At 57.8% G+C, this 26,231-nt stretch carries 18 protein-coding genes; 7 read left to right on the forward strand and 11 right to left on the reverse strand.

The annotated features are described in order from the left end of the window. Positions 1-144: 144 nt before the first annotated feature. Positions 145-378: a hypothetical protein gene (locus IPM21_08795; protein MBK9163996.1), complete on the reverse strand. Its 234-nt coding sequence runs from the start codon at positions 376-378 to the stop codon at positions 145-147. A 219-nt stretch (positions 379-597) separates the two neighbouring features. Next, positions 598-1,368 carry a nickel pincer cofactor biosynthesis protein LarB gene (gene larB, locus IPM21_08800; GenBank protein MBK9163997.1) on the reverse strand — a complete coding sequence of 257 codons (771 nt, stop codon included), beginning with the start codon at positions 1,366-1,368 and terminating at the stop codon, positions 598-600. Positions 1,369-1,429: 61 nt separating this feature from the next. Here larB and IPM21_08805 point away from each other — a divergent pair, with 61 nt between their 5' ends. The 5 genes from IPM21_08805 (at position 1,430) to IPM21_08825 (ending at position 7,291) form a co-directional block, all read left to right on the forward strand. Further along, positions 1,430-2,044, forward strand: a complete 615-nt coding sequence (locus tag IPM21_08805) for a UbiX family flavin prenyltransferase (protein MBK9163998.1) — start codon at positions 1,430-1,432, stop codon at positions 2,042-2,044. A 123-nt stretch (positions 2,045-2,167) separates the two neighbouring features. Continuing rightward, positions 2,168-2,821 (forward strand): SH3 domain-containing protein, encoded by a 654-nt coding sequence (locus tag IPM21_08810; protein MBK9163999.1) that lies wholly within the window; start codon positions 2,168-2,170, stop codon positions 2,819-2,821. After that, positions 2,821-3,576 (forward strand): class I SAM-dependent methyltransferase, encoded by a 756-nt coding sequence (locus IPM21_08815; GenBank protein ID MBK9164000.1) that lies wholly within the window; start codon positions 2,821-2,823, stop codon positions 3,574-3,576. Before IPM21_08810 ends, IPM21_08815 begins: the two co-directional genes overlap by 1 nt. Positions 3,577-3,579: 3 nt before the next feature. Beyond that, positions 3,580-4,440: an ABC transporter substrate-binding protein gene (locus IPM21_08820; GenBank protein ID MBK9164001.1), complete on the forward strand. Its 861-nt coding sequence runs from the start codon at positions 3,580-3,582 to the stop codon at positions 4,438-4,440. Between the two features lie 334 nt (positions 4,441-4,774). Continuing rightward, positions 4,775-7,291 (forward strand): VCBS repeat-containing protein, encoded by a 2,517-nt coding sequence (locus IPM21_08825; protein ID MBK9164002.1) that lies wholly within the window; start codon positions 4,775-4,777, stop codon positions 7,289-7,291. 403 nt (positions 7,292-7,694) lie between these two features. Here IPM21_08825 and IPM21_08830 read toward each other — a convergent pair whose 3' ends face one another. The 5 genes from IPM21_08830 to IPM21_08850 are packed head-to-tail and all read right to left on the reverse strand — an operon-like array spanning position 7,695 to position 14,898. Continuing rightward, complete coding sequence (locus tag IPM21_08830; protein MBK9164003.1) at positions 7,695-10,538, reverse strand: response regulator; 2,844 nt, start codon at positions 10,536-10,538, stop codon at positions 7,695-7,697. Positions 10,539-10,540: 2 nt separating this feature from the next. Continuing rightward, on the reverse strand, positions 10,541-12,055 hold the full coding sequence (locus IPM21_08835; protein ID MBK9164004.1) for a methyl-accepting chemotaxis protein: 1,515 nt from the start codon (positions 12,053-12,055) through the stop codon (positions 10,541-10,543). Beyond that, a complete protein-coding gene (locus IPM21_08840; protein MBK9164005.1) occupies positions 12,052-13,692 on the reverse strand; it encodes a hypothetical protein in 1,641 nt (546 codons plus the stop codon). Before IPM21_08840 ends, IPM21_08835 begins: the two co-directional genes overlap by 4 nt. Positions 13,693-13,696: 4 nt before the next feature. Next, positions 13,697-14,221, reverse strand: coding sequence for a chemotaxis protein CheW (locus IPM21_08845; GenBank protein ID MBK9164006.1), 525 nt, complete (start codon positions 14,219-14,221; stop codon positions 13,697-13,699). Then, positions 14,218-14,898 carry a response regulator gene (locus IPM21_08850; GenBank protein MBK9164007.1) on the reverse strand — a complete coding sequence of 227 codons (681 nt, stop codon included), beginning with the start codon at positions 14,896-14,898 and terminating at the stop codon, positions 14,218-14,220. Before IPM21_08850 ends, IPM21_08845 begins: the two co-directional genes overlap by 4 nt. A gap of 2,274 nt (positions 14,899-17,172) precedes the next feature. Between IPM21_08850 and IPM21_08855 the strand changes: the two genes are divergently transcribed. Both IPM21_08855 and IPM21_08860 read left to right on the forward strand, forming a co-directional pair. Further along, positions 17,173-18,084, forward strand: a complete 912-nt coding sequence (locus IPM21_08855; GenBank protein ID MBK9164008.1) for an FAD-dependent oxidoreductase — start codon at positions 17,173-17,175, stop codon at positions 18,082-18,084. A 291-nt stretch (positions 18,085-18,375) separates the two neighbouring features. After that, positions 18,376-22,092: a TonB-dependent receptor gene (locus tag IPM21_08860; protein ID MBK9164009.1), complete on the forward strand. Its 3,717-nt coding sequence runs from the start codon at positions 18,376-18,378 to the stop codon at positions 22,090-22,092. A gap of 62 nt (positions 22,093-22,154) precedes the next feature. On the opposite strand, the gene IPM21_08865 is transcribed toward IPM21_08860, so the two are convergent. The 4 genes from IPM21_08865 to IPM21_08880 form a co-directional block, all read right to left on the reverse strand. Continuing rightward, the gene (locus IPM21_08865; protein ID MBK9164010.1) at positions 22,155-23,162 is read right to left on the reverse strand and encodes a tetratricopeptide repeat protein; all 1,008 of its coding nucleotides are present in this window, start codon (positions 23,160-23,162) and stop codon (positions 22,155-22,157) included. An 89-nt stretch (positions 23,163-23,251) separates the two neighbouring features. Beyond that, positions 23,252-23,908 carry a histidine phosphatase family protein gene (locus tag IPM21_08870; protein MBK9164011.1) on the reverse strand — a complete coding sequence of 219 codons (657 nt, stop codon included), beginning with the start codon at positions 23,906-23,908 and terminating at the stop codon, positions 23,252-23,254. 6 nt (positions 23,909-23,914) lie between these two features. After that, entirely contained in the window at positions 23,915-24,988 is a 1,074-nt protein-coding gene (gene prfA / locus IPM21_08875; protein MBK9164012.1) for a peptide chain release factor 1, read from the reverse strand. A gap of 83 nt (positions 24,989-25,071) precedes the next feature. Beyond that, positions 25,072-26,214 carry a DUF1385 domain-containing protein gene (locus IPM21_08880; GenBank protein ID MBK9164013.1) on the reverse strand — a complete coding sequence of 381 codons (1,143 nt, stop codon included), beginning with the start codon at positions 26,212-26,214 and terminating at the stop codon, positions 25,072-25,074. Between the last annotated feature and the right edge of the window lie 17 nt (positions 26,215-26,231).

A 26,231-nucleotide genomic window follows, 5' to 3' on the forward strand; every position in this document is an offset into this window, starting at 1 on the left:
TTCTGGATTCTGACTTCTGGCTTCTGAATTCTGACTTCTGGGCGCAAAAAAGAGGCAAGCTGTGGGGGCTTGCCTCTGGGATGATCGGGTTAGGATCTAGTAACGATCTAACGTTTAATGGTTTCCCTTAGTATTCAAAGTTAATTAACGAATAGCCGTTGAGCTCGGTCCGGTCGAGGTGATCATGAACTGGCTTCCGGCTTCGAGCCGAAGGTTGTCACGTCCCTGGATAAGAACCGTACCGGCACCGGCACCTGCACCGACTCCGGCGCCGATCGCGGCACCGCTGCCGCCATCAACGATGGCTCCGATAAGAGCACCGAGGACAGCCCCGATACCTGCACGAGTTGCCGTACGCGGGCGTCTGCGTTCCGTCAAAGGCTATACGCATTGTATGCGGCGATCAACAGACAATTAGTAGCATCTGGAGAAGAAGTCAGAAGTCAGAAGTCAGTAGTCAGAAGGTCGGATTCCGGATTCATCGTTCATCATTCGGCCACGCCCTTGCTGACGCGCGGGCTTCTGCATTGGCGCGGGCTTCTGCATTGGCGCGGGCTTCTGAATTCTGGCTTCTGAATTCTGGCTTCTGACTACTGACTACTGGCTTCTGGCTTCTGAATTCTGACTTCTATTAATGAGGCTGGCGGTGAAGCCGGCGCCGAAGCCGTTGTCTATGTTGACGACGGTGACGTTCGAGGAGCAGGAATTGAGCATACCGAGCAGGGCGGTGACGCCGCCGAACGAGGCTCCGTAGCCGATGGAGGTCGGGACGGCGATGACCGGGACGCTGACCAGCCCGCCGACGACCGACGGCAGAGCGCCTTCCATTCCGGCACAGACGATGACGACGCGCGAGGCCTGGAGCCGTTCGCGTTCGGCGAGTATGCGGTGAACGCCGGCGACTCCGGCGTCCCATATGCGCTGGACGCGGTTGCCCATTGTCTCGGCTGTCAGCGCGGCCTCTTCGGCGACAGGGATGTCGCTGGTGCCGGCGGTGCAGACGGTGATCTCGCCGGTGCCGAGGTCGGTGCGGTCGCGGAAGACGCGGATGAGCCGAGCCTCTTCGTGCCACTCGGCCTCGGTGTGGATGTTGCGGATGAGCCCGAAGACCTCGGGCGTCGTGCGGGTGATGAGGACGTTCGGCGAGCGAGCGACGATCCGCTCAAAGATGCCGGCGATCTGCTCCGGCCGCTTGCCGAGCCCGAAGATCACCTCCGGAAAGCCCTGCCGCGCCGCCCGGCCATGATCAACGCGGGCATAGCCGATGTCTTCAAACGACAGATGCTTGATGCGTTCGGCGGCGGCTGCTTCGTGGAGACTGCCATCGCGGACCGACGCTAAAATTTTTAGAATCTCTGTTTTATCCATTAGCGAATTATTAGATTAGCAAATCGGCCGCAAACTTGGTTAAGATGCGGGGTATAGAATTATGGAATTGACCGTCGGGATAACCGGTGCCTCGGGCACGATCTATGCACACAAGACGCTGCAGCTCTTGGCGGCGAGCGGCGCCGTGGAGCAGATAAACCTCATAATGTCCGGGACGGCGGCAACGGTCGCCCAGGTCGAGATGGGTGTAAATCTCAAGGATCCGACCGTGCCGAAGATAAACGAATGGCTCGGCCTTGAGCCGGAGTCGCGGCTGATACGCTTTTGGCGGCTCGATAATCTGGCGGCAAAGCCGTCGTCGGGTTCGCACAAGCAGGCGGGGATGATCATCGTTCCGTGCTCAATGGGAACCATCGGCGCCATCGCGAGCGGGGCGGGTGCGAACCTCATCCATCGCGCGGCGGACGTCTGCCTGAAAGAGGGCCGCAAGCTCGTCATCGTCCCGCGGGAAACGCCTTTCAACGCCATCCATCTCGAGAATATGCTGCGGCTCTCGCACGCCGGTGCCCGCATCCTTCCCGCAAGTCCGGGCTTCTATCACCGTCCGAGTTCGATAGACGAACTCGTCGAACATCTCTGCTTCCGGATACTCGATCAATTCGACATCCCGCATTCGAAGCGGTCGGTGTGGACGGGAGAGGAAGTGGAGAGTTAATGGTGAATGGTGAATGGTGAATGTGGGAACTCTCCTTTTAATTAATAATTAGAAATTAGTAATTAGTAATTGAGAACGACGGGGATTGTGAATTGTAAATCGGTCGTTTGTTAATTGGAAAAGATGATGAAAGCTGTAGCGATATTTTGGGTGATGGTGTTTGCCGTGGCGGCAGCGGGGCAGGAGCGGTTCGTGCGGCCGGTCGATGAGGCCTCGCAGGATGCGTCGTTTCTAGCGTTTCGCACCAAGCTGATCGCGGCGGCCGAGCGGAAAGATCTGAAGTACGTAATGGGCGTGATGGACCCGAAGATCCAGCTCAGCTTTGGCGGGCATGAGGGGCTGAAGGGCTTTCGCGAGCTCTATACTAAGGAAGCCGACTTCTGGAAGGTATTTCTGCCGGTGATCAAGAACGGCGGAAAGTGGCTCCGCGAGCGGGGCTCGCCGAAGATCTTTTCCGCGCCGTACTCCTTCAGCGCTTTCCCGGATGACCTCGACGGCTTTGAGCACAACGTCATCTTTGGCAATAACGTCAACATGCGCGAATCTCCGGCCATGACCGGCCGCGTTATCGAGCGGCTTTCTTACAACATCGTCCGGATAACGGGCTCCGAACCGGCGGATACGGATAAGATGGCGGAGTGGTTTCGCGTTGAGACTCTCGGCGGGAAAAAGGGCTGGGTGAAGAGCGACTTTGTCCGCAGCCCGCTCGACTTTCGGGCCGGGTTTGAAAAGAAACGCGGCGTGTGGAAAATGATCTACTTCATCTCGGGGGATTGATGTCGGATACGGTCGAGCGGTTCTCGAACCGCGTTGCAAATTACGTAAAGTACCGGCCCGGTTATCCGGCAGAGATGATGGACTTTTTCCGCGAGGAGTTGGGGCTTGCGGAAGGCAGCGTGGTCGCGGATGTCGGCTCGGGCACGGGGCTTTCGGCTCGGCCTTTTCTCGAAGCGGGCTGTACGGTTTACGGCATTGAGCCAAATGCGGCGATGCGAGCGGCGGCTGAGGAATTCTTGGCGGAGTTCCCCGGGTTCAAGAGCACCGACGGCACCTCGGCGGCGACGACGCTAGGCGATGCCTCGTGCGACCTTGTCATCGCGGCGCAGGCGTTTCATTGGTTCGAGCCCGAAGCGACGCGGGCGGAGTTTCGGCGGATATTGAAACCCGGCGGATATGTCGCGTTGATCTGGAACGAGCGGCAGCTTGATACGACCGAGTTTTTGCGGGAGTACGAAAAACTGCTGCTGAAATGCGGCCGCGACTACGCCGAGGTGCGGCACGAGCAGATCAATGAAGAGGTGCTCGGCGGCTTTTTCCGGGCGGAATTTGGACGGGCGACGTTTGCCAACCGGCAGGTTTTCGACCTAGCCGGGCTACGCGGCCGGCTGCTTTCGTCTTCATACATGCCGGACGAGACCGACCCGGCATTTCCGCTGCTCGAAAAAGAGCTCGAATCGCTGTTTGCCAAACACAACGAAAGCGGTAGAATAACAGTTTTCTACGACACGAATGTCTTTTACTCAAGGCTTTAATATATGAGTTCACAACCCGAAAAATCTCCCGAAACCAGGACCATCAGCGTTGCTCACTCGCCCGATTCGGACGATGCATTTATGTTCTACGGCCTGGCGACCAACAAGCTTGAGACCGAAGGGCTCAAGTTTGAGCATGTCCTTAAGGACATCCAGACGCTTAACGAGGACGCGAAGGTCGGCGTTTATGACGTAACGGCCATCTCGTTCCACGCCTACGCTTACGTTTCGGACAAGTACGCATTGCTGCCGCACGGTGCCAGCATCGGCGATAAATACGGCCCGATAGTAGTGGCAAAAGAGCCCCGCGACCCTTCGGAGATCGGTAAAATGAAGATCGCCGTTCCGGGCGAACTTACGAGTGCCTATCTCGCATTGCGGCTCTATAACCGCGATTTTGAGCACATAGTCGTGCCGTTTGACAAGATCATCGAGGCGGTCCAGCGGGGCGATGCCGACGCCGGTTTGCTGATTCACGAAGGCCAGCTTTTCTATAAGCAGATGGGGCTCGACAAGGTGCTCGACCTCGGTGAATGGTGGTACGAACGCACTGGCCTGCCGCTGCCGATGGGAGGCAACGCGATCCGCCGCGACCTCGGGCCGGACCTTATGCGCCGCGTCTCGAAGCACCTCCACCGCAGCATTCTTTACTCGATGGAGAACCGCGAAGACGCACTCGCCTATGCAATGCAGTTTGCCCGCGATATGTCGCCCGAACTTGCCGACCGCTTTGTCGCGATGTGGGTCAATGACCTGACGCTTGACTACGGCGAACGGGGCAGGGAAGGCGTCCGCCGCCTGCTCACCGAAGGCGTAGAAGCAGGCATAATCCCGCACAACGTCGATATCGAATTCGTTGATTAATATGTAAGAACCGCCTGCGTAAGCGGGCGGTCAGTTCGCTCGCTTGTAAATTGCCACTAGCTTTAGATAGTGGACGGGCATTGGACATCACACTGGCTTTAGCCGAACCCGATCAACAAGCCGCATTCATTAGTTGCTTTAGCCCCATATCGGGCTAAAGCCCGGAGTGTTTTTATTGCCCAATTCCACTAGCTAAAGCTAGTGGCAATTGAAAGATCTTGTGGCATTTGGGGCTTGGGTTTTGCATACTTGAATCTGAGCTTTCCCATTACACGTAAAAAGCTTCTAGTTCACTTTTATTTTTTGTGCCTACCGGTTTGTTTGGAGAGATTTTATGAGATCTAAGGGTTTTCGGACGCTTTTGTCGTTTGTTTTTTCGTTTGCATTGATCGTTCCGGCCGCCACGGTCGGGCAGGTCTTAACCTTTGACCAACGAGCGGAGGAGATGAAGCTGGCGGCCGATCTTAAAGAACGAACAAGCCGTTCGACCGAAGGGTTGGTCGAGGAACGCCTTGCGGATGGCAGCGTCAAGGTCCACCTTCGCGGGCGGTTTCAACATGTCGCGTTGGCAAATCTCGGGCGGGACGGCCGCCCGACGGCGAGCTGCGTCTCAAGCCTCAAGGAAGCAAATGCTTTCCTCGGTCGCGACCTTGAGACCGGCAACCTTATACCGAACAGCCCGCGGAGCTTTGACCCCTTTGCCATCGATTCCGCCGACTACGGGATGTCGGACGAGGAAATGCTCTTTTACCGCGAAATGATTGCCCGCTACATTGAAGCGGCGGAGTTAAGCCCTTTGGCGGCAAATATCTCGATAGTTAACGGCGACGGCCCGAACGAGGGCTTTAACGACCCGACACCGGTTGCGGCCGAAGGCGGAAATACCGGAGCAACACGCGGCCAGCAGCGGCTAAATGTTTTCGGTGCAGCGGCGGCGATCTGGGGAGCGTTTCTTGACTCGACCGTCCCGATCGAGGTCAGTGCGCGATTCGATCCGCAAACTTGTACCTTGACCTCAGCCGTTCTCGGATCGGCGTCGACGACGACGGTGCATCGTGAGCACGCGAATGCCGGATTCTCCGGAACCTGGCATCATCAGGCCCTCGCAAATAAGCAGGCCGGTGTTGACCTCTCGCCAAACCCCGACCTCGCTGCCACTTTCAATAGCAACCTCGACGGCCGGCCCGACTGCCTTCAGGGCACTCGATTTTATCTCGGCCTTGATAATTCCCAGCCCCCGGGAACGCTGAATCTGCTCATCGTCGTCCTGCACGAGATCGGCCACGGACTCGGATTTGCGGATTTCGTCAACGGCACGACCGGAGCGTGGTTCAACGGTTTTCCTGATGTCTATGCCCGTTTCCTTTTCGACCGTTCTACTTCGGTGCTCTGGCGCGATATGACCGACGGCCAGCGTGCCATTTCAGCGATCAATAACAACAACGTGCTCTGGGATGGCGAGAGCTTGCGGCTTGCATCCGCGGGGCTTTCGCAGGGCCGCGACGCCGCGACCGGCAGGGTCGAGGTCTATACGCCCGCTCCTTACGACGGCGGCTCGTCCGTCGCCCACTGGAACACGCGAGTTACGCCGAACGTTCTCATGGAGCCTTTCATCACGTCGGGCGTTCCGCTAACGCTTGACCTGACGCGGCAGCAGATGCGCGACATCGGTTGGTATCGCGACTCAGATGGTAACGGGACGCCGGACACGATCACGGGCGTGACGCCGAGCGGTGGATTCCTGCTGATCGGCTCACAGGCCAACATCAATTGGAACAACAACGGCGGGTTCAACCAGAATGTCGCGATCGAGCTTTCGCTCAACGGCGGTGCGACCTATACGCAGACGCTCGCGGCAAACGTCGCGAATACTGGAAGCTTTTCATTCGCCGTTCCGAACACTCCGACACAGCAGGGAAGGATTCGCATTCGCGAGGTGAACTATGCCTCGCCAGCGGGAGTTTCCGAGCTGGATTTTACCATCACGAACACGTTGCCCGTCCTCGATGTGCCGTTCGATCTGGATGGAGACGGGAAGACCGACATCTCCGTTTTCCGGCCGAACCCGGGGCAGTGGTGGTATTTGAGGTCGAGCGACGGCGGTAATCGGGCGTTCGCATTCGGTTCACCAACGGACACCATCGTGCCGGGTGATTACACGGGGGACGGAAAGGCCGATATTGCCTTCTGGCGGCCGACGACCGGCGAGTGGTTCATCCTTCGATCCGAAGACTCGACGTTCTTCGCGTTCCCGTTCGGTACGACGGGCGATGTGCCTTCGCCGGCGGATTTTGACGGCGACGGCAAACAGGACACCGCCGTTTTCCGTCCTTCGACCTCGACCTGGTTCGTGCAGCGGTCTAGCGATGGGCAAACGGGGATCACAGTTTTCGGCATCCCGGGCGATAAACCGATGCCGGCGGATTATGACGGCGACGGGAAAGCCGATGTCGCGATCTTCCGTCCGACCGGCGGTTCCGGCGGTGGTGAGTGGTGGTATCTGCGTAGCTCGGATGGAGCTAATCGGGCGTTCGCTTTTGGCACCTCGACCGATCTTGCAGTCCCGGGAGACTACACCGGCGACGGCAAGGCGGACCTCGCGTACTTCAGGCCATCGACCGGCGAGTGGTTCATCCTCAGATCAGAGGACTCGAGCTTCTTCGCATTCCCGTGGGGAGCCGCAGGCGACCAACCGGCTCCGGGTGACTACGACGGCGACGGCAAGATCGACGCAGCGGTCTTTCGGCCGTCGAACTCGAACTGGTTCGCACTGCGTTCGACCGCCGGCCCGCTGATTCTGCAATTTGGAATCACTGGTGATAGGCCTGTGCCGAATGCGTTTGTGAGATAGAAGCTAGTAGCAAGAAGTCAGAAGCCGGAGGTGCGGGTTTGTCCGTGCCTCCGGTTATTTTTTTGGTGAACGTTGACAGCAACAGGGCGGGAGCACAGAAGTCACAGACGTAAGACACAGAATGAGCACGGGCGGAAACCCGACCGGCGCGCGAAGGGAGAAAGGAGAAAGTGAAGCTTCGGTTTCTCTTTTTCCGCTTTCGTGGTTGATCTGATGGTTGCCCGATCGGTCAGGAATTGATTTACCACGGAAAAAGAAAGGAAGAAAATGGGCCCCGGGTTCATCCTTCGTCCTTCGTGCTCTAACGGACACCCTCCCTACCGGTCGGGTTTCTGCCTGTGGGATCCGCATTTGATGAAGCGCCCTTGCTTACGCGCGCGCTACTGACACGGGCGTTGCGTAGTTAGATTGGGGTGGCGAGGGCTTGGATCTTTTGGATGAGTTCCCATTCGCTGTAGGGTTTGACAAGGTAGTCGGAGACGCCTTGTTCCTCGGCCTTGGCTCGGTGCTTTTCGCCGGCACGCGAGGTTATTACGATGACGGGGATCTCGCGCAGCCGCTCATCGGCCTTGAGAGCGGCGACCAGGTCATAGCCGCCCATCCGCGGCATCTCGATATCGCTAAGAATTATTGACGGAAGGTCTTCGGCCTCGCGGAGCGTCTCGAGCGCGTCGATGCCGTCTTTGGCGGTCAGAGCCAGCCAGCCGGCGTTTTTGACGACCTTTGAGGTGAGCAGGCGGACACTCGGGCTGTCGTCAACGATCAGAACGGCGAGCTGCTTCTCGACCGGCGGCGGTTCGGCGATGGGTTCGTTGCCGGCCGGGCGGTCGCGGAGAAGATGATCGAGGTCGAGGATGGTGATCGCGTCGCCGCTTGCGAGGGTCGAGACGCCGAGCACGCCGGGCATCTGGTCAAGCGGGCGGCCGAGCGGTTTGACGACAAGCTCCTCGGTGCGGACGACGGAATCGACAGCGACGGCAAAGAACTCGTCGCCGCATTCAATGAGAAGAGCGTTCGCCGACTTTGCGAGAGCTTCGCGGCTTGGCAAGCCGGTAAGATGAGCGAGCGAATAGGGCCTGAAGCGTTCGCCGGCGTGGTCGATGTAGCCTTCGCCCTCGGCCGTATAGCCTGAGTCCTTGCCGATCTCGACAATGTGGCGAATGGCGTTGAGCGGTACTGCGAAAACATCCTGGCCTGAGGTGACGATGAGCGCCTCGGTGACCGCCAGCGGAAGCAGCATCCGGATTGTGAAAACAGTTCCGGCGTGCGGCGTCGAGCGCATCGAGATGGTGCCTTTTTTCGATTCGACGCTTTCCTTTACGATGCTCATCCCGACGCCACGGCCGGCATTGAGGTTGAGCTTTTGCGAGGTTGTGAGGCCCGGGCGGAAGATCAGCATCTGCGCTTCTTCGTCGGACATCCGTTCGGCCTGTTCGCGTGAGATCAGCCCATCGATGACGGCCTTTTCTTTGAGTGAACCGGTCGAAATGCCGCCGCCGTCGTCGGCTACGGTGAGCACAACATGGGTCTCGTCAAGCGAGAGCTTTACCGTGATGCGGCCCGCCTCGGGCTTGCCGAGCAGGCGGCGAAGTTCGGGAAACTCGATGCCGTGGACGACCGCGTTTTTGAGCAAATGGAGCATCGGCTCTATGAGCGAATCAAGGATCTTGGTGTCGATCTCAAGATGCGGATTTTCGAGAGTGATCTCGGCCCGCTTGCCTTCTTCGTCGCAGGTAACGCGAACCGCGCGTTCGAGCCGCGTACGGAGTGCGCCGAATTCGACGAGGCGAATTCGCATCACGCGTTCCTGAACGCTATCAATAAGCCGACGCTGCGATTCGAAGAGAACGTCAAGGTCGCCCTTTAATTGTTCGAGCGCAGTGTTGATCGAAAATGTGTCGTTCGAAGTTTCGCCAAGCTCGCGGATGGCCTGGTGAAACTCGGTGTAGCGGTCGTATTCAAGTTCATCAAAGTCGCCGTGCACCGACCGTGCGTGGATCGCGGAGCGATCGGCCGAAACTCTCGAAGTAAGGCCATTGCCGAGCATTGAGGCCTCGAAATCGACTTCAAGCTTTCCGTTCATCGCCTGCAGCCGGCGGGTCGCATTTTGCAGGTCATCGATCTGGCGGTCGAGTTCCGATAGACGCTGTTCGACGGCGGAGCGATTGATGACCATGTCGCGGACAATGCCGACGAGTTCGTCGAGCTTGTCGAGCGAGACGCGGACGATCGAGCGATTGCGATTCGGCACTTCGGCCTCGGGCTGAGCGGCATAGACGGGAACGGGCTGCGAGAGCTTGTGTGCCGGTAGCTCGGCGGGCTGTCGGAGTTCGGGAACAATAGCTGGCGCGACGACTTCAAGAACGTCGGGTTCGTTGTTCTCGATCGCGGCCATCATCGCGTCGAAATCTGCGGATAGCTTGAGCGAAAGTGCGGCGGTCTCTTCGCGGCGTTCGCCGGAGATCAGTGCCTGGAGACAGGTGTTCGATTCGATAAGAAGCGGGATCAAGCCCGAACGCGGCTTTCCGCCCGATTCGGCAAGCTTATCGAGCAGGTCTTCGATGCGATGGGCGAACTCACTTAGCGGCTTGAGCCCGACGATGCCGGCCGAGCCCTTAAAGGTATGGGCATTGCGGCGGATCTCCCAAAGTGCGTCCTTGTTGTCGGGATTCGTCTGGAGCTCGTCGAGGCTGGCGGAAATATTGCCGAGCAGGTCGGCGGCTTCCTCAGCAAAAACCTCGAGCAGTTCTGCGTCGATCTCAAACTGTGAAAAGTCGCTTTCGGCCGGTGCGGCTTGGGCAGCAGGTGCGGGCATCACCGGGACCGTCGGCGGTTGATAAGAGGGAAGCGGTGGTGCCTCAACGGGAGCGTTTGGGCTAAAGGTCGTATCGACCAGAAAATCAAAATCGGGCTCGGGTCCATCGACCGCGAGGCGAATTCCCGCAAATGCGAGTTCGACATCGGCGACCGCATCGAGCGTTCCGCGGATCGCACTCTGGACATCGCGGCCCTCCCTTGCGGCGCTATGGAGCATGGACAAATTACCGCTCACCTTTGCGCAGGCATCGGCAACCTCGCTTCGGCCGAGCGGCTCCGAGCGATGGCGAAGTTCGTTGATCCGGCGGGCGGGCACATCGAGGCTCGAGAGATTTTGCGGAGCCTGGGCAAAGAGAAGTATGCCGCCGCGGATGCCGTGGAGAATGATCTCGGCCTCTTCAAGAAAAGTTTGTAGTTCGCGGTCGTTCATCTTCAGTTCACAAAGCGATTATCCTGCGGAGTTTGCGGCGCCTCGCGGCGAAGCTCAGGGACGGGAAGCTTGAATGGCGAAACGGCGAGTTGGACATCCGAGACCGAACGGGCAAGGTGGCCGAGGTGCTCGGAAAACTGGGCCGAGCTCATCCGGACAAGGTCGGCGACGTCGCAGATCTCTTTTACAGAGGCGGCCGCGGCTTCGGCGTTCGAGGATTGCCCGCGGGTCGAATTGAGCAGATCGGTGAGAAGAGATGTGAGTTCCTGCGTGCTCTTTTCTATCTCAAAAAGTGAGCGGGCCGAGCGTTCGGCCGAAACCGATCCGAGCGAGACCTGCCGGACGGTCTCTTCCATCGAGGTGACAAGTTCTTTCGTTTCGAGATTTATCGCCTGTGTCATCGAGGCGATCTGCTGGGTCATCCGTGTCGAGCGGTCGGCAAGACGTTCGATCTCTTCGGCGACGGTCGAAATGCTGCCGCCTCCGGAGTTTTGCATTCCGTTTTGCAACGAGGCATTGAGAGCGAGGACGCTGGTGCGGTCGCTGAGGTCATCGATCTGCGAGACGATCTGGCCGATCTCCTGCGAGCGTTCGCCGAGCCGTTTGACCCGTTTGGCGGTTTCCTGGACCTGTTTGCGGATGGCTTCGGTCGCCGAGATATTGTTGGCTGCGGAGGCGGCTCCGGAGCGGGAATTGCCGAAGACCGTATTGGCGATACCGGCCGAACGTTCGGCTGCCTCGGCGATGCGACGCATTTCGGCGGCGAGCGAATCGAGAGCGGTGCGGGTCCGAGCGGATTGCGATGCTTGGGCGTTGCTGCCGCGGGCGACCTGCTCGGCGGCCTCGGTGATCGAGCCCGAAACGGATGCAGCGGCATCGGAAGCCTTGCGGAGCCGGCCGACGGTCGCGGAAAGATTTCCGGTCAAGAGGTTGAAAGCGGCGGTCACTTCTTCCATCGCTTCCACGCGGCTTTCCGAACGGAGCGAAAGGTCGCCGGAAGCGACGCCTGAAAGGTCGGCCGAAAGGCGAAGGAGCGAACGTTCGAGTTGGGCAAACGCTTCGTCGCTCTGATCATTAGCGGAAAACCGGGTGGCTAGCAAGGCGATGGCATTGCCCAGGCGGTCTTCAGGGCCGGCGGGCGAAAAGCCGCTCAAGCGGCCATCACGGGAAAGGGTTTCGAGAGCTTTTGCGTTCTGAGAAAGATAATTGCGGATCGAGTGGAGTGAGGACTTAAGCTCATCGTCGGCTTCGAATCCTGTCGGGCGGCCTTCAGCTATGTCGGAAGCGGCGGCGGCGGCCGAGGCGAAGCGGCGGGCGTTCTCGCGATCCTGCATCATCAGCATGACGATCGCGGCTATGGCGATCGCCGAGCCGAGAATGAGCCACATTAGCACGACCGGGCCATCGGCGACGACACCGGCCTTGGCGAGAATAAGCAGGACGATACCGAGCAGCAAAAGGCCGCCGCCGATAAAGGCGAGCGACCTGACGATCAGTTTTCCGAATGAAGAATTCATTGGATCAAGGCGTTTTCTTGCGGCAGCTCGAGCATATCGGCCGGCGAGTGCGTTTCCTCAAAGCTTGCGGTCGGGAGGCTTTCGCGGTGCTGGCCGTTGTACTCGGCAGGTTCCATTGCTGCTTCGCCAGTTTCGACCGGGGCAGAAGGTGGCAGTGCGGGCATGGGTAGAGGAGCGGCCGTCTCGATCGGACGCGGCTTCGAACGGAGTACAGCAGTTCGGCTTTCGCGGATGTTTGAATCGAGCGAATCGAGCTCGCCGACCAGCCCTGCGAGCTCGAAGTGCATTGCCGTAAGCCGCTTGAGCAGATCGCTGCGTTCGGCCGAACGCTCAGCAACGAGCGAGCCGATCATCTCAGGCAGCTTTGATGTGACGGAAAGAAGCGGTACGATCGAGGCAGCGACCTCAGAGAATTCGCGGGCCTCTTCACCGAGCGTTGCGGCACCGGTCTCGATCCGCTGGAGAAGCGAATCGCTCTCTGTAATGCGTTCAGAATGGACGCGAAGCGAATTGCCGCTTTCGATCGAGAAGCGCCCGATCTTTTCGGCCATTTCGATCAGTTCATCGGCGACGGCCTGGCCATTGGTTCGGCTTCCGCCGACGCTAGCATTTAGTGCTATCAGCTTGAGCTTGCGGGCAAATTCGTCGCTTTGGCGGGCGAGGTTTTGGATCGAGAGCGAGTTCTCGCGGAGCTCGCGGATGGTTCGGTGCAATTCGCCGACGTGGAGGCTAAGGCCATCGACACCGGCCTTTAAGCCATTGGTTGAATTGCGCCCAAGTTCGAGTACCTTCGGATCACAGGACATTGCCCGAAGCATCGCGAGTGAATCGTCGAGTTCGGGCCGCGGGGCGAGCGGAGACCGAAGGCGGGCGATGCTTTCATCAAGCACGCCCTTGCCGGTTGCGGATTTTCCGCGGGCGGTTGCTGTTCTTTCGGCAAGCTGAGAAGCGAGGTGCTCGGATGCAGCGATGGCACCGGCGAGATCGCGGCGGCTTTCTTCGAGCTGAGTGCGAAGGGCGTTGACCGGGCGGGCCAGCTCGCTAAGCGGGCCTGCGGCTACAATTTCCTGGACAGGCGAACCGCTGTTCGCTGGAGCAAGGTCTTTCGATAGGCGTTCAATGGCCGCTCGCAATTGCTCGAGTTCGCCGCCGGCATCGACCGAGCCTGTTACTTTCGCGATCAGTTTCTGTGCCGAAGCGGTCACGCGGTCGGAATATTCAAAGGGTTCGAGAGCGGCGTTCGTATTGCCGCTCGCAACGTCCTCCATCAGCTTCAGAAGATTGCGAAGCTGACGGCCGTTCCGCCTTATGCTTTCCAATATCTCATCGGTCTCGGCGGCACCGGTCGCGCCGGGAATGTCTGCGTTCGGGTTGCGCTCGAGGCTTTTTGCGGCAAGAAGGGTCTTTTCGATCGGCTGCACGGCGTCATCGGCGAGCCATCTTCCGTAAGCCGCAGTTATTGCGGCCGCGACGATGATCGTGCCGATGAAGGGGATCTCAAATGAAGAGAAGATATACGTCGCGGCGGCGAGGCCGACCAATCCGACCACGGCATTAAGTGTCGCGAGCACACACACCGCGAGCCAGATGCGGTTGCGGAGCTTTGAGGCCACTGAATCTGTTGGCGGGCGGTTCATCGTTTCAAGTGAGAGAAGTAGAACGCGGATCCGATATCGCACGGATCGCGGTTGGGCTTAGAAGGGAAACCGGATGAGGCAGAGCGCCGTGTTGCGTGCCTTCGACCAAGGGAGCACCGCCGGCAGGCTTAAACGACGAAGGTTCGGATGAAAAGACCTCTCCGACCGCATCGACCGGAAAGGCGATATTTGTTTCATCGCCGATCACAGCAAGCCGAAGCATTTTTGCCTTCGTGTCCGCGGCGGGCCGCGATTCGCTCAAGAGCGAACGGAGATCGACGACAAGAGCTATCTCCCCGGTGAACGAAGCAACGCCGAGCACATTCGCCGGCGACTTTGGCAGGCGGGCGAGATCGAGCGGATGCGAGACCTCGACCACGGCATCTGCCGGCAAGCAATACTTGCCGCCGCCGATGGTGAAGGAAAGAAATCTGGAGTGCGAATTGGCCGCGGGCTCGGTCAGGTCAACTGCTTGATGTGAGGTCGCCTCGGGCCGTTCGGGGGAAGTTGAAACGGTTTCGAGGTTCATTGTGCATACTCTTCCATTTCAGGTGCCGCAGCACCGTCGGTAAGATAGCCTTCGACCACCTTCATAAGTGTTTCGGGGCCGAACGGTTTGGTTATGTAGCCCGAAGAGCCGGCCATTCGGCCGCGGACCTTGTCAAAGAATCCGTCTTTGCCGGAGATCATTACTACCGGGACATCCTTCGTTTCGGGAGCACTCTTGATGGCCTTGCAGACCTGGTAGCCGTCCATTCGCGGCATGGTGATGTCGAGAAGTATGAGATGCGGTTCAAGGGCCTTGAGCATTTCGAGGGCCTCGACGCCGTCGGATGCACAGAAGACCTCGTGGCCGCTCTTTTCGAGCTTGCCGCTGATCAGCTTGCGGATGGTCGGGCTGTCGTCAACGACGAGGATCGTCTTGCCGCTGACCTGTTTGCCGTCAGCTCCCTGCTTCTGCTTGATCTCTTCGATGCGGATGTGAAGAGCATTAACGTAGCTGGAGAGGACGACGTTGTCCGGGTTCGCCTGTGCGGCCTCGACAAGGTAGAAATAGCCCTTATCGTACTCGCGGAGGTTGATGTAGCCGATGCCGAGGTTCGTAAGTTCGACCTCGGTCAGCGGACGCTGGCTGCGCTCACCTTCGAGTGCATTCAGCGACTGGCGGATCACCCATTGCTCGGCACTCTGGTTAGCAAGCAGCATCTCGATATCCGAGAGCGAAAGGACGGCGAAGCAGTTGCCGCAAACGACGGAGAAGATGTCGTTCTCAGTCGTGCAGAACGGGCACGGCCGGTTAGTCTCGGCGTGATGGTGGCCATTTGAGACGGGGGCTTCCGCGACCGGCTCGCTTCGGTAGTCCGCCGGTGAACTCTCGGGCCGCGGGATCTCATCGCCGAAGCTCGGAGCCTCGGATGCGAAGGGATCGGCCGCCGTCGAGAACATTGTCGACGAACCAAAGTCCGGCGTCGGTTCGGGCTGTTCATCTACAAAAGGCTCAGCCTGCGGTTCGCCGACCGGGACGAGAACTTCGTCCGTTGCAGGTTCCGGGGCGATAAAGCCGCGGGCCGCGTCAAAGACCTCATTCGGCATCGCCGCTATGGTCGAGAAAGGATCGAAGGACGACTGCGGCTCGATGCGGGTCGCGAAGGGGTTGTATTCTTCGGCCTGTGGTTCGAAGACGTGTTCCTCGGCCGGTGGTGCGATCGGGGCATCATAACGGACCTCGTCGATCGATTCGTCATCGCTGGTATCGACGAACGAAAGCTCGGGGGCGACCGGAGGCTGTTCGATATATTCCTCGACGGGTTGCGGTTCGAACGAGGCCTCTGGCTGCTCGATCACGTCTTCAAACGGAGCTGAAGCAACAACGTCTTCGATCGCCTTTTGATAAGGCAGTTCATGGTCTTCGGGCTGTTCGATCGGAGCGAACGACTCGGCGGGTTCTTCGAGGTAAGCCTGCGGCTCGGGTGATTCTTCGACCGGAGCATATGACTCGGCTGGCTCGTCGAAATTCGCCTGCGGCTCGGGTGTTTCTTCGACCGGAGCATATGACTCGGCTGGCTCGTCGAAATTCGCTTGCGGCTCGGGTGTTTCTTCGACCGGCTCTGAATATTCAACTGCCGGTTCTTCGGTTACGCTTTCGGCGACCTCAACGGTTTCTTCGCGGGCCTCGAAGGCTTCTTCGACACCGGCGGGCATTTCAAGTTCTTCGGTCGGGCTCTTATCTTCGACGACCGGCGTTTCGAGCAAACCGCTTTGTAGCGAGACGGACATTTCCGGCACTACTTCGTGTTCGGCTTCAGCTACAGGAGCTTCTTCAACCGGAGCTTCGGTCACGGCCGGTTCTTCGACCGGGACGCTGGGAAGAAACGAGCGGAGCGATGCAAGACCAGTGCTGGCGGCTACGTTATCGGGGTTGATCTCAAGTATGCGTTGGAACGCCGCGATCTTTTCTTCAAAGCCCGCCGCGAAATGCGAACGGAGCATCCAGGCATCTTCCGAATCCGGCATTTCTTCGAGGACTGCGTCGAGAAGTTCATTGGCATCGGCGACGCGGCCGGCGACTGCAGCGGCCTTCGCTTCCTCAAGATAACCGGAGGTCATCGATTTCCGCACATCGGCAAAGGCGGCACGTGCCTCGACGTTTTCGGGATCGATGGCGATGGCCTTTTCGAGGTAAAGCAACTTGCCTTCGTTCGAATCGGCAAGGCCGGCAAGGCCGAGCCACGCCGTCGCACAGTTTTGGTCGTGCTCAAGAGCCTTTGAGAACATGTCCGAGGCTTGGTCGTTCATACCCTGTTCGACCGCCTCTTGTCCTCGCTGAAGAAATGTCTTCGCGAGCAAGGCGTTAGTCGCCGAGCGCCATTCTATCGCACGCTGGTTGGCCGGATTTATCTCAAGCACGTGGTTGAGAAAGCCAAGGAGTTCCTCCGGATATTCGCTTATCGAAGCGAGCCAGAGCCAGGCATTCTCAGAGCCGGGATTGAGTTCGACCGAGCGGAGAAGAGCGACTCGGGCCTCGTTGCGGTGGCCGGCCTGTGCGTTCCGAATGCCTTGCCGTAGGTAGTCTTCGGCCTCGGAAAACAGGTCGCCCGGCGAGCTAACGAAAGGTGTTTGTTCGGTCAGAGTGTTGGGTGCGACTGCGGATTCTTGTTCTAAGATCATAAGCCTCTTGTGCCAAATTTTTATGCAGAAGTTTGAGCGGTGCGGTCTTGGGAGGCCGGGTACCGGAGATGGTAAACCCACTGGCGAAGGAGATTCAAAAGCAATTACAGTGCCAGCCTGCAAGCGGGGCGTCTCGGTTTTGATTCGGGCCGATGCGAGCCTAGAATGTAGTCATTAAAGGGCTTTGCGAAGATTGCGGGGAGTTGCGGGAACGCCTCGCAGGCCGCCAAAGTGACAAATTCTGTCAATGGCCGGATGACATAAACCGGCAAAGCACCTCTAGCGAAGTTAATGGAACGACCCGAGCAAACTATGGAAAGCACACCCGATATTGTCGTTATCGGCGGCGGGCCGGCGGGCCTCTCGGCCGCGGCTTGGTGCTCGGACCTCGGCCTTTCGGCGGTTTTGATCGAGGGAAGCGAGCAGCCCGGCGGACAGCTTCATTCGATCAACAACCCCATCGCGAATTACGCGGGCCTCGCGGCGGCGAACGGACGCGAGTTCGCCGCGAAGCTTCTGGAGTGGGAAAAGCAATTCGCATTCCGCCGGGAATTCGGAACGCGTGTCGAATCGGTTTCCGCGGATCCTCTGGTCCTACGGACCGCGGGAGGAGAGGAGTTTCGCCCTCGGGCGGTGATACTCGCCACAGGGCTTAGCCGGCGGCGGCTCGGGCTTGCGGGTGAGGACGAATTTGTCGGCAAGGGCGTTTTGCGGTCAGGTGCGGGGCAGCGGGAAGAGGCACCGGGGAAGCATGTTGTCATCGTCGGCGGCGGCGATGCTGCGATCGAAAATGCGGTCTTGCTAAGCGAGTTTGCCGAGCGGGTGACGGTCGTCCATCGGAGCCGTGAGTTTCGGGCGAGGGCGGAGTTTCTTGAGAGTGCAAGATCGGCGAAGAACGTCGAATTGATCACGGAAACCTATGTTACGAAGATCCTCGGCGAAGAGAGGTTTGAGGGAATTGAGGTTTCCGGCCCGGAAGGCCCGGATTTGATCATGGCAGATCTTCTGCTGATCCGTATCGGATTCAAGCCCAACTCTGAGCTACTACGAGGCCTGGTGGAGCTTGACGTTTCGGGCTATGTTCAGGTCGATGTGACGTGCTTGACCTCTGAGCCGATGATCTATGCCTGCGGCGACGTGGCTAATCCAGTTTCCCCAACAATTTCGACCGCAACCGGCATGGGGGCGACCGCAGCCAAGGCCATCGCGGCACGACTCTCATAATAATGAAAAGTCCGAAAATTTGAATAAAACCTGAATTTCTGATTAAATCAGTCAAGTTCGCTATCGACCACACGTACAAGCCAGTATCGGCCCGATGATGCTAACTCCCTGCGAACAGGGAGTTTAGTTGGGTTTTGAGCCAAAATGGTGCTGACCTCCGACTGGAAGCCGCGTTGGCACGGTTCGTGCGTCGATTGAGGTCGTCGAATTGCCTTCCAATCGGAAAACAATAACTCCCGACTTGTTCCGAAGATTGGACAGTCCTTTACAAATTCTTTACTAGGAGGAACCATGAAACTAAGTAATATGGGATTTCGGGCGTTTCGCTTGGTTCTCTCGCTCGGGCTATTTATGGCCTTTGCGGGAGCAGCGTTCGCCCAGACCGGTACAAGTACTGTATCGGGGACCGTAGTGGATCAGACAGGCGCTGTCGTTCCAGGTGCTACGGTTACAATTTCGAACCCGGCGACCGGACTTACCCGGTCAGCTGTTTCGGCGTCGAACGGACGGTTTACTTTTCCGGGACTTGCTCCGGCTACTTATCGCATCGAGATAGAGGCGAGTGGCTTCAAGAAGCTTGTCAAGTCTGATATTCAGGCGACCGTTGACTCGTCGAGCGACTATAGCCTCGCTCTCGAACCGGGCGATGTGTCGGTCGTAGTTGACGTCACTGCAAACTCGATCGAGGCAGTGATAAACACTCAGGATGCAACGATCGGAAACAATTTTGTCTCCGAGCAGATCACGGAACTTCCGACCGACCTGCGTCGGGTGAACAACCTGCTGGCTCTCCAGCCGGGTGTTACCCGCGACGGTTATGTTGCCGGCGGACGCAGTGACCAGGCGAACATCACGCTTGACGGCGTTGACATCAACGACCAGCAGACCGGTGGACGTGCCGGCGGCGGTGACACCGATCAGGGTTCTGCACTTCGTGCAACGACTGAATCGGTCGAAGAGTTCCGCATCACAACCGTTGGTGCGAATGCCAATCAGGGCCGATCGTCCGGTGCTCAGGTTTCGCTCGTAACAAAGAGTGGAACGAACGAATTCCGCGGTTCGGCATTTTGGTTCAATCGCCCGACGTTCGGTTCGGCAAACGACTTTTTTAACAATCTTGCCGGCGTTGAGCGTCCGAGCCTCGCACGTGATGTTTACGGCGGCTCGATAGGTGGACCGATCAAGAAAGATCGTTTGTTCTTCTTTTATTCCTACGAGGGCCAGTACCAGAAGCAGGAGGCTCCGGTCAACCGTGTTGTGCCGCTCGCACACCTCGGAAGCGGCGAGCTTCGCTTCAACGGAACGGGCCCGAGCTGTAATGCAGGCGGACAGTGCGTCCTTCAGCTTGCAGAACTGAACGCGATCTACAATCAGGTCGGCATCAACCCGATCGCGGTCAATGTTCTCGGCTCGGCGGCGTCGCGCTACGCATCAAACAACACCATCATCGGGGATGGGATCAACACCGGTGGATTTCTTTTCAATGCGCCGACCACGGTGAAAGAGAACACACACATCGCTCGTTTTGACTGGAACCCGACCGATTCACAGCAGATTTTCTTCCGCGGTAATTATCAGTGGGACAACACGGCTGGGGTTTCGGCGTTTCCTGACACTGCAGCGACCTCGCTTTGGAGTCACCCGACAGGCTTCGTCATCGGCCACAATTGGACGATCAGCCCATCGATGGTCAACAACTTCCGCTATGGCTTCACCCGGCAGGCATTCAGCACGCAGGGCGACTCATCCGACAACAATATCAGTTTCCGGTTCGTTTTCGCTCCGGTGCTGTATGCTCGGACGCTCACCCGGATCACGCCGGTGAACAATATTACGGACGACTTTACGTGGATCAAGAACAACCACACGGTCCAATTTGGTGGAAACATCCGCTTTATCCGCAACATTCGTTCGACCTTCGCGTCGGCTTATGACGCCGCGGTCACAAACCCGTCGTTCTACGCTTCATCGGGTGCGGTAGTGAATCAGCAGATCACAAACGCTGGCTACACGATCGCAGGCGGAAGTGTAGCATCGGTGCAGGCGGCAGCAACGGCCCTGATCGGCCGTTACTCGCAGTACAGCGGCAACTTTACGTTCGATCTTGATGGGAATCCGCTTCCGTCAGGTACGCCCTCGAATCGTAAGTTTGCAACTGAGGAATACGACGCCTATATTCAGGACGTCTGGAAGGTCAATCGCGGCCTTACTCTTACGATGGGCCTTCGTTATGCCCTTAGCCGTCCGGTTTATGAAAAGAACGGCTTCCAGGTCGTTCCGGCGACACCGCTCGGCGACATCCTTGAGCGCCGCGCGCGGTTTGCTGCTTCAGGTGTAGCAAATAACGAACTCGTTAATTTTGTTCTCGGTGGCCCCGCGAATAATGGTCCGGGCTTCTACAGCATGGACTGGAACAACTGGCAGCCGCGTATCGCCGCGGCATGGTCGCCGAACTTTGAGAACAAGTTCCTGAGAGCGATCTTTGGTAAAGAAAACGATTCCGTTATCCGTGGCGGCTTCGGTATCTCGAATGACTACTTCGGTGGGCAGTTGGCGGTAAGCTTTGACGGACTTTCAACGATCGGCTTCACTTCCAACACGACCATCGCGGCAAATACGTACAATGTTACGACAAATCCGGCTCCACTCTTCACCGGATTTGGACAAGACATTCGTGCTCTTCCGGGCATTCCGCCCCCGCTGCAGCGGTTCGATACGCCGGCCGATGAGGCACAGCGTATCGAAACCTCTCTCGATTCTACGATCGTTTCGCCGCAGCATTATTCGTGGAATGTTTCATGGGGACGTCAGCTTCCCAAGGGACTTTACTTTGAGGCGTCGTATATCGGCCGTTCGGCACGCAATCTGTTCGGAACGCGTGACGTTATGGCTCTCAACAATCTTGTTGATCCGGTATCCGGAATGGATTGGTACACTGCTGCAGGAATGCTGCATGACCTCCGTGCCGCAAATACGCCGATCCTGAACGTCCAGGCAATTCCGTACTTCGAGAACCTGTTCGATGCGGTCGGGCTCTTCGGGGCACCCGGAACGACCTCGACACAGGGTGTCTACAACCTGATCGACCGGAACGGCTTCGACATTCTCGACTGGACCTTCGTTCAGCTCCTGATCGACGATCTGGGTAGGAATGGGCAGACGAATCTCTTCTTCCATCCACAGTACGCTGCATTTTCGGCCTATGGGACCTTCGCGAAGTCGAACTACCATGGTGCGACGTTCTCGCTCCGGCAGCGGCTTGGGCAGACGTTGAGCTATGACATCAACTACACCTGGTCGAAGTCGATGGACGACGTTTCAGGCCTTCAGACCGACGGTTCGTACGGCGGACAGTTCCTTCTGAACCCGCTTCGTCCGGAAGACAACTACTCGCTTTCGGACTTCGACTCGCAGCATGTCGTCAATGCCAACTTCCTCTTCGATATTCCGATCGGACGCGGAAAAATGTTCTTCGGCGACATGAATTCGGTAGTTGACGCTATTGTCGGTGGTTGGTCGCTACGCGGTATTTACCGGTGGAACACCGGTCAGCCGCTATCGACGCCGTTCGACCAGGCCCAGTGGGCGACCAACTGGAACGTTCAATCGAACGGAACCAGGATCGCTCCTTTCGAGATCGGCGTAGTTCGCAACACGCAGAATTACTTTGCCAATCCTCAGCAGGCTTTCAACTCTATCCGCAACGCTCGACCGGGCGAAACGGGTGAGCGGAATACCCTGCGGCTTCCGGGATATCAGACACTCGATATGGGTCTCCAGAAGAGCATAACGATGCCATGGAACGAGAAGCACAAATTCCAGTTCCGCTGGGAGGTCTTCAACGTAACGAATGTTCAGTACTTTGCGGTAACGAACGTCACACGTTCGAGCTACGGCCTTCCGCAGGATCCTGAACTCGGTGACGCTCCTGGTGACTTTGGCCGAATCTTCGGCGGTACTCAAGGTAACCCGCGTCGAATGCAGTTCGGATTCCGTTATCAGTTCTAGGCGTTTGGGCTCTTTTGGGTCCGAGCGATCAAAGGCCGGGAAGCTTGCTTCCCGGCCTTTCTCTATTTCGTCCCGTTTTGTTCGATATATTTTATAAGACGCTGGCGATCAGGGTGATCCTTGACCTTCTCAAGAAATGCTCGATATTCGTCGGCCGCTCTTGGCTTTAGTCCGGCGGCATCATAAAGAGCGGCGAGCCGAAGATGGATGTTTGCCTTCGCTACGGGTGCCAATTCAATCGCTTTATTGAGAAAACTGACCGCGAGTGAACCGCGTTTGGTTTGGAGATAAGTTTCCCCGAGGTAATGATTCGCATCTGCCGAGTTTGGGTCAGCGGCAACCGCACGCTTTAGAAGCTCTTCTGCCTTTGCGAAATCCTTTTGGCCGAGAGCCATCGAGCCATAATTCGTCAGAGCCTTTTCATAGCCGGGCTTCAGGGCGATCGCCCGCTCAAATGCAGCGGTAGCGTCCTCGTATTTCTTCTGTGTCATCAGAACCGTTCCAAGCATCATGAACGCCTCGTGGTCCTTGTCATCTGCTTTTGTGATCTCCCCGAAGAGCTTAGCGGCCTCGTCAAGTTCGTTCTTTTTTATTTGTGAAAGGGCGTCGGAGAAAAACTTGTCATTGGCCGGGCTGCGTGTGTAACCATCACGAACCGATACGACGCCCGCCGGCTCATTGGCCGGGGCGCCATAAAGCGAACGCCAGTCGATGGTCACGTCCTGGCGAACCCGGTTACTAATACCTGACGAGATGACGGACCGCCCGGCTTCGCGACCGTCAACCTCAAAAACGAGGGTTTGACCGTTCCTCGGTGCCTGGAGAAAGTAGAAATAGTCGTTGCGGGTCTGGCGTTTATCGAGTTGAGCTCCGCCGCTGAAAAGATAGACCCAAACGGTCGGCTTCCTTTGGTCTCTCGGAAGGTTCGAGATCGTGACCTGGCCGTAAATAACCGGCTGCCCGATCGGGATAGGAAGTCCGGTGGCCTCGCTTACATCATCGACCTGTGCGGACGCGAAAACCGTGAACAAAAGAACGCACAGGGCGGAAACAAATAACTTTGAGATCATAAAGGTAGACTCCTATTCTCGGAAGGTCTAAAAGGGGATAGACGGGATTCTTGAACAGAATCCGCAATTAGTCAAGCAATGGCGGGCTGTCAGCGGGCGGCGAAGGAATCGTTGCCGGTGATGTCGAGGAGGTGGCGGGTGTCGTTGATGGCGAGGACGCGGATGTTACGCCGCGGGCGGATCTCGAAGCGGTTGATGCCGCAATTTGAGGTGACGATCCAGGGTGTTCGCTGCGTCCGGCGGTTGATCGCACCCATCAGGTGGAGCGTCATGAAACAGATCGCACCCGTGTGGGAAAAGATAGCGACCCGCTCGCCTTCGTGCTGGCGAACTATATCCCAGAGCTTTTTCTTTGTACGGTCGAGGAGCTGCGAATAGCTCTCGCCTTTAGTGATAACGTGATGCACTTCGCGGTTGACGAGCGCATAATAATCCCGCGGGTGATGTTCGCGGGACTCATCAAATGTCAGCCCTTCGAGGACCCCGACGTGCCGCTCGCGAAATGCTTCGGTCGGCCGTACTTCAAGATCGGTGATGCGTGCCAGTTCCGATGCCGTCTCGACCGCACGGTGAAGATCGCTCGAATAGATCGCCGAGACGCCTTCATCAGCCAAATGCCGGGCGGTCGCCTCGGCCTGCCGCCTTCCAAGATCGGAAAGCGGAGTCGGGCCGTGTCCGCCGAAACGCCCTTCGGCATTTCCGGCAGATTGCCCATGTCTTATCAGGTATAGCCTTGTGGTTGCCACTTTGCTCTATCCAGTTGCTTCGGCCTTCAATTTTTCCGTTTGATAGTGAGTTCTGAGAGCCTCGACAAATTCGTCGATCTGCCCTTCCATCACAAGGTCGAGTTGGTAAACGGTCAGCCCGATGCGATGATCCGAAACGCGATTCTCTTTGAAATTGTACGTTCGGATCTTCTCCGAGCGGTCGCCGCTCCCGACCATCGATTTGCGTTCGGCGGAGAGCAGGGCCTGCTGCTTTTGCTCCTCCATCTCCTGAAGCCGTGCCCGCAGGACGCGCATCGCCTTTTCGCGGTTCTTTATCTGCGATTTTTCGTCCTGCATCGAAACGACGAGGCCGGTCGGCAAGTGCGTAAGCCGGACGGCGGAATAGGTCGTATTCACCGATTGCCCGCCCGGGCCCGAGGAACAGAACGTATCGACCCGAAGGTCGTTCGGGTTCACCTGAATATCAACTTCCTCGGCCTCGGGGAGAACGGCGACCGTCACGGCCGAGGTGTGGATGCGTCCTTGGGTCTCGGTCTGCGGGACGCGCTGGACGCGGTGGACGCCGGATTCGTATTTGAGCTTTGAATAAACGTTGTCGCCCTCGATCATCGCGATGGCTTCTTTTATGCCGCCGACTCCGGTATCGGCCGTTTCCATTATCTCCATCCGCCAGCCCTGCCGCTCGGCGTAGCGGGCATACATCCGGAGCATTTCCGCGGCAAAGAGCGTCGCTTCGTCGCCGCCGGTCCCGGCACGGATCTCAAGAATTACGTTCTTTTCGTCGTTCGGATCTTTCGGGAGAAGGAGAAACTTCAATTCTTCTTCGGCGGGCGGGAGTTTTTCTTCGATCTCGGCGATCTCAAGCTCGGCCATTGCCCGCATCTCTTCGTCATCGGCGGTCTCGGCAAGCTCTTTGGCCCCGGCGAGGCCTTCGCTCAGCTTCTTTACCTCGCGGTATTTCTCTACGATCTCGCCGAGCATGCGGTGCTGTTTCATCAGCTTCGCATACTGCTGCATATCCGACATGAACTCGGGCGACGAGATCTGTTCGGTCAGCTCTTCGTAGTTCTTTTCGATCTGTACAAGCTTTTCAAGCATAAGATTTCTGCCACAGAGATCACAGAGTTCGCAGAGAAGACTGAATGCACTGGTTATCTACTCGGTGGCCTCAATGGCTAATTTCAAGTAGCGGGTTCGAGCTTCAGCGATTCGTTGAGCGCAGTAATTGCGACCTCGAGCTGTTCATCGTCTGGTTCCTGCGTTGTGATGTTCTGCAGCCAAATACCCGGCAGCGTCATGAACTTAAAGATAGGGCCCGATTCTTTTTTCGCCGCATAGCGGATCACCTCATATGAAAGCCCGGCGACGAGCGGCATCAGAGCGATCCTAACCACGAGATTAAGCCACGTCTGTTCAAAGGCGATCACCGAGAAAAGCACGATCGAAACTAGCATCACGACCATTAGGAACGACGTTCCGCAGCGAGGATGCTGACGGCGCTGCTCGGCCGCATTCGCTGGCGTAAGGTCGAGCCCTTTCTCCCAGGCATAGACCGTCTTGTGCTCGGCTCCGTGGTACTCGAAGACGCGGCGGATGTCACGCATGTAAGACATCGACCAGATCATCGCAACAAAAAAGACCATGCGGACGATACCGTCAACTAGGTTGAAGGCGATCCAGGAGTGCGGCTTCGTTTCCCAGATGTAGGCGTAAATATTTGTCCACCAACCCGCATCGGGCGGTATGACCGGTGCCTCGGCCCAGCCGAAGGCGATGAACGCGACGTTCGTAAGCAGAAGCGGTGCGACGACGAAAAGAAGGATGTTGAAGCCAAGGGCGAAGATCAGCGAGCCGATCGTGCTCGCCGAGCTTCCTCCGCTTTCTTTCGCTTGCTTTTTCGGCATTGTGACCTTGGCACCGGACTTCGTAAAGTTCTCGTCGGCCGTTCCTTCGGCCAATGCGGCTTCGAGTTCGAACGCCTTTTCTTTCGTCAGTTCTTCCTGCGCCCGCTGGTCATCTTCAAAGACCTTTGCCGAGAAGTTCAACGCCTTGATGCCGAGAGCCATCGTCTGGATAAGCGTCGCCCCGCCGCGGAGCACGGGAATGTTGAGCCACCTATATTTGTCGCTCCACTTTGGCAGACTCTCGGCGGTCGTGATTATGGTGCCGTCCTGCTTGCGGCAGGCGATCGCATAGGCCGAGGGCGTACGCATCATCACGCCTTCCATAACGGCCTGGCCGCCGACGATCAGGTCTCGCTCCACCGCAAAAACGGTATGGATGAAGCGGGTGAGTCTGCGAGCGAACGCTTTCTTGCTTGTCATACTGCTCTCCTCCGGAC

The sequence above is a fragment of the Acidobacteriota bacterium genome (genome assembly GCA_016716435.1).
Classification (GTDB): domain Bacteria; phylum Acidobacteriota; class Blastocatellia; order Pyrinomonadales; family Pyrinomonadaceae; genus OLB17.

Coding starts and splice junctions, on each gene's coding strand:
- IPM21_08865 (MBK9164010.1), bottom strand. CDS start 23,162: ATGATCTCAAAGTTATTTGTTTCCGCCCTGTGCGTTCTTTTGTTCACG.
- IPM21_08855 (MBK9164008.1), top strand. CDS start 17,173: ATGGAAAGCACACCCGATATTGTCGTTATCGGCGGCGGGCCGGCGGGC.
- IPM21_08810 (MBK9163999.1), top strand. CDS start 2,168: ATGATGAAAGCTGTAGCGATATTTTGGGTGATGGTGTTTGCCGTGGCG.
- IPM21_08825 (MBK9164002.1), top strand. CDS start 4,775: ATGAGATCTAAGGGTTTTCGGACGCTTTTGTCGTTTGTTTTTTCGTTT.
- IPM21_08840 (MBK9164005.1), bottom strand. CDS start 13,692: ATGAACCGCCCGCCAACAGATTCAGTGGCCTCAAAGCTCCGCAACCGC.
- prfA (MBK9164012.1), bottom strand. CDS start 24,988: ATGCTTGAAAAGCTTGTACAGATCGAAAAGAACTACGAAGAGCTGACC.
- IPM21_08805 (MBK9163998.1), top strand. CDS start 1,430: ATGGAATTGACCGTCGGGATAACCGGTGCCTCGGGCACGATCTATGCA.
- IPM21_08880 (MBK9164013.1), bottom strand. CDS start 26,214: ATGACAAGCAAGAAAGCGTTCGCTCGCAGACTCACCCGCTTCATCCAT.
- IPM21_08850 (MBK9164007.1), bottom strand. CDS start 14,898: ATGCTGCTTGCTAACCAGAGTGCCGAGCAATGGGTGATCCGCCAGTCG.
- larB (MBK9163997.1), bottom strand. CDS start 1,368: ATGGATAAAACAGAGATTCTAAAAATTTTAGCGTCGGTCCGCGATGGC.
- IPM21_08820 (MBK9164001.1), top strand. CDS start 3,580: ATGAGTTCACAACCCGAAAAATCTCCCGAAACCAGGACCATCAGCGTT.
- IPM21_08830 (MBK9164003.1), bottom strand. CDS start 10,538: ATGAACGACCGCGAACTACAAACTTTTCTTGAAGAGGCCGAGATCATT.
- IPM21_08845 (MBK9164006.1), bottom strand. CDS start 14,221: ATGAACCTCGAAACCGTTTCAACTTCCCCCGAACGGCCCGAGGCGACC.
- IPM21_08835 (MBK9164004.1), bottom strand. CDS start 12,055: ATGAATTCTTCATTCGGAAAACTGATCGTCAGGTCGCTCGCCTTTATC.
- IPM21_08815 (MBK9164000.1), top strand. CDS start 2,821: ATGTCGGATACGGTCGAGCGGTTCTCGAACCGCGTTGCAAATTACGTA.
- IPM21_08860 (MBK9164009.1), top strand. CDS start 18,376: ATGAAACTAAGTAATATGGGATTTCGGGCGTTTCGCTTGGTTCTCTCG.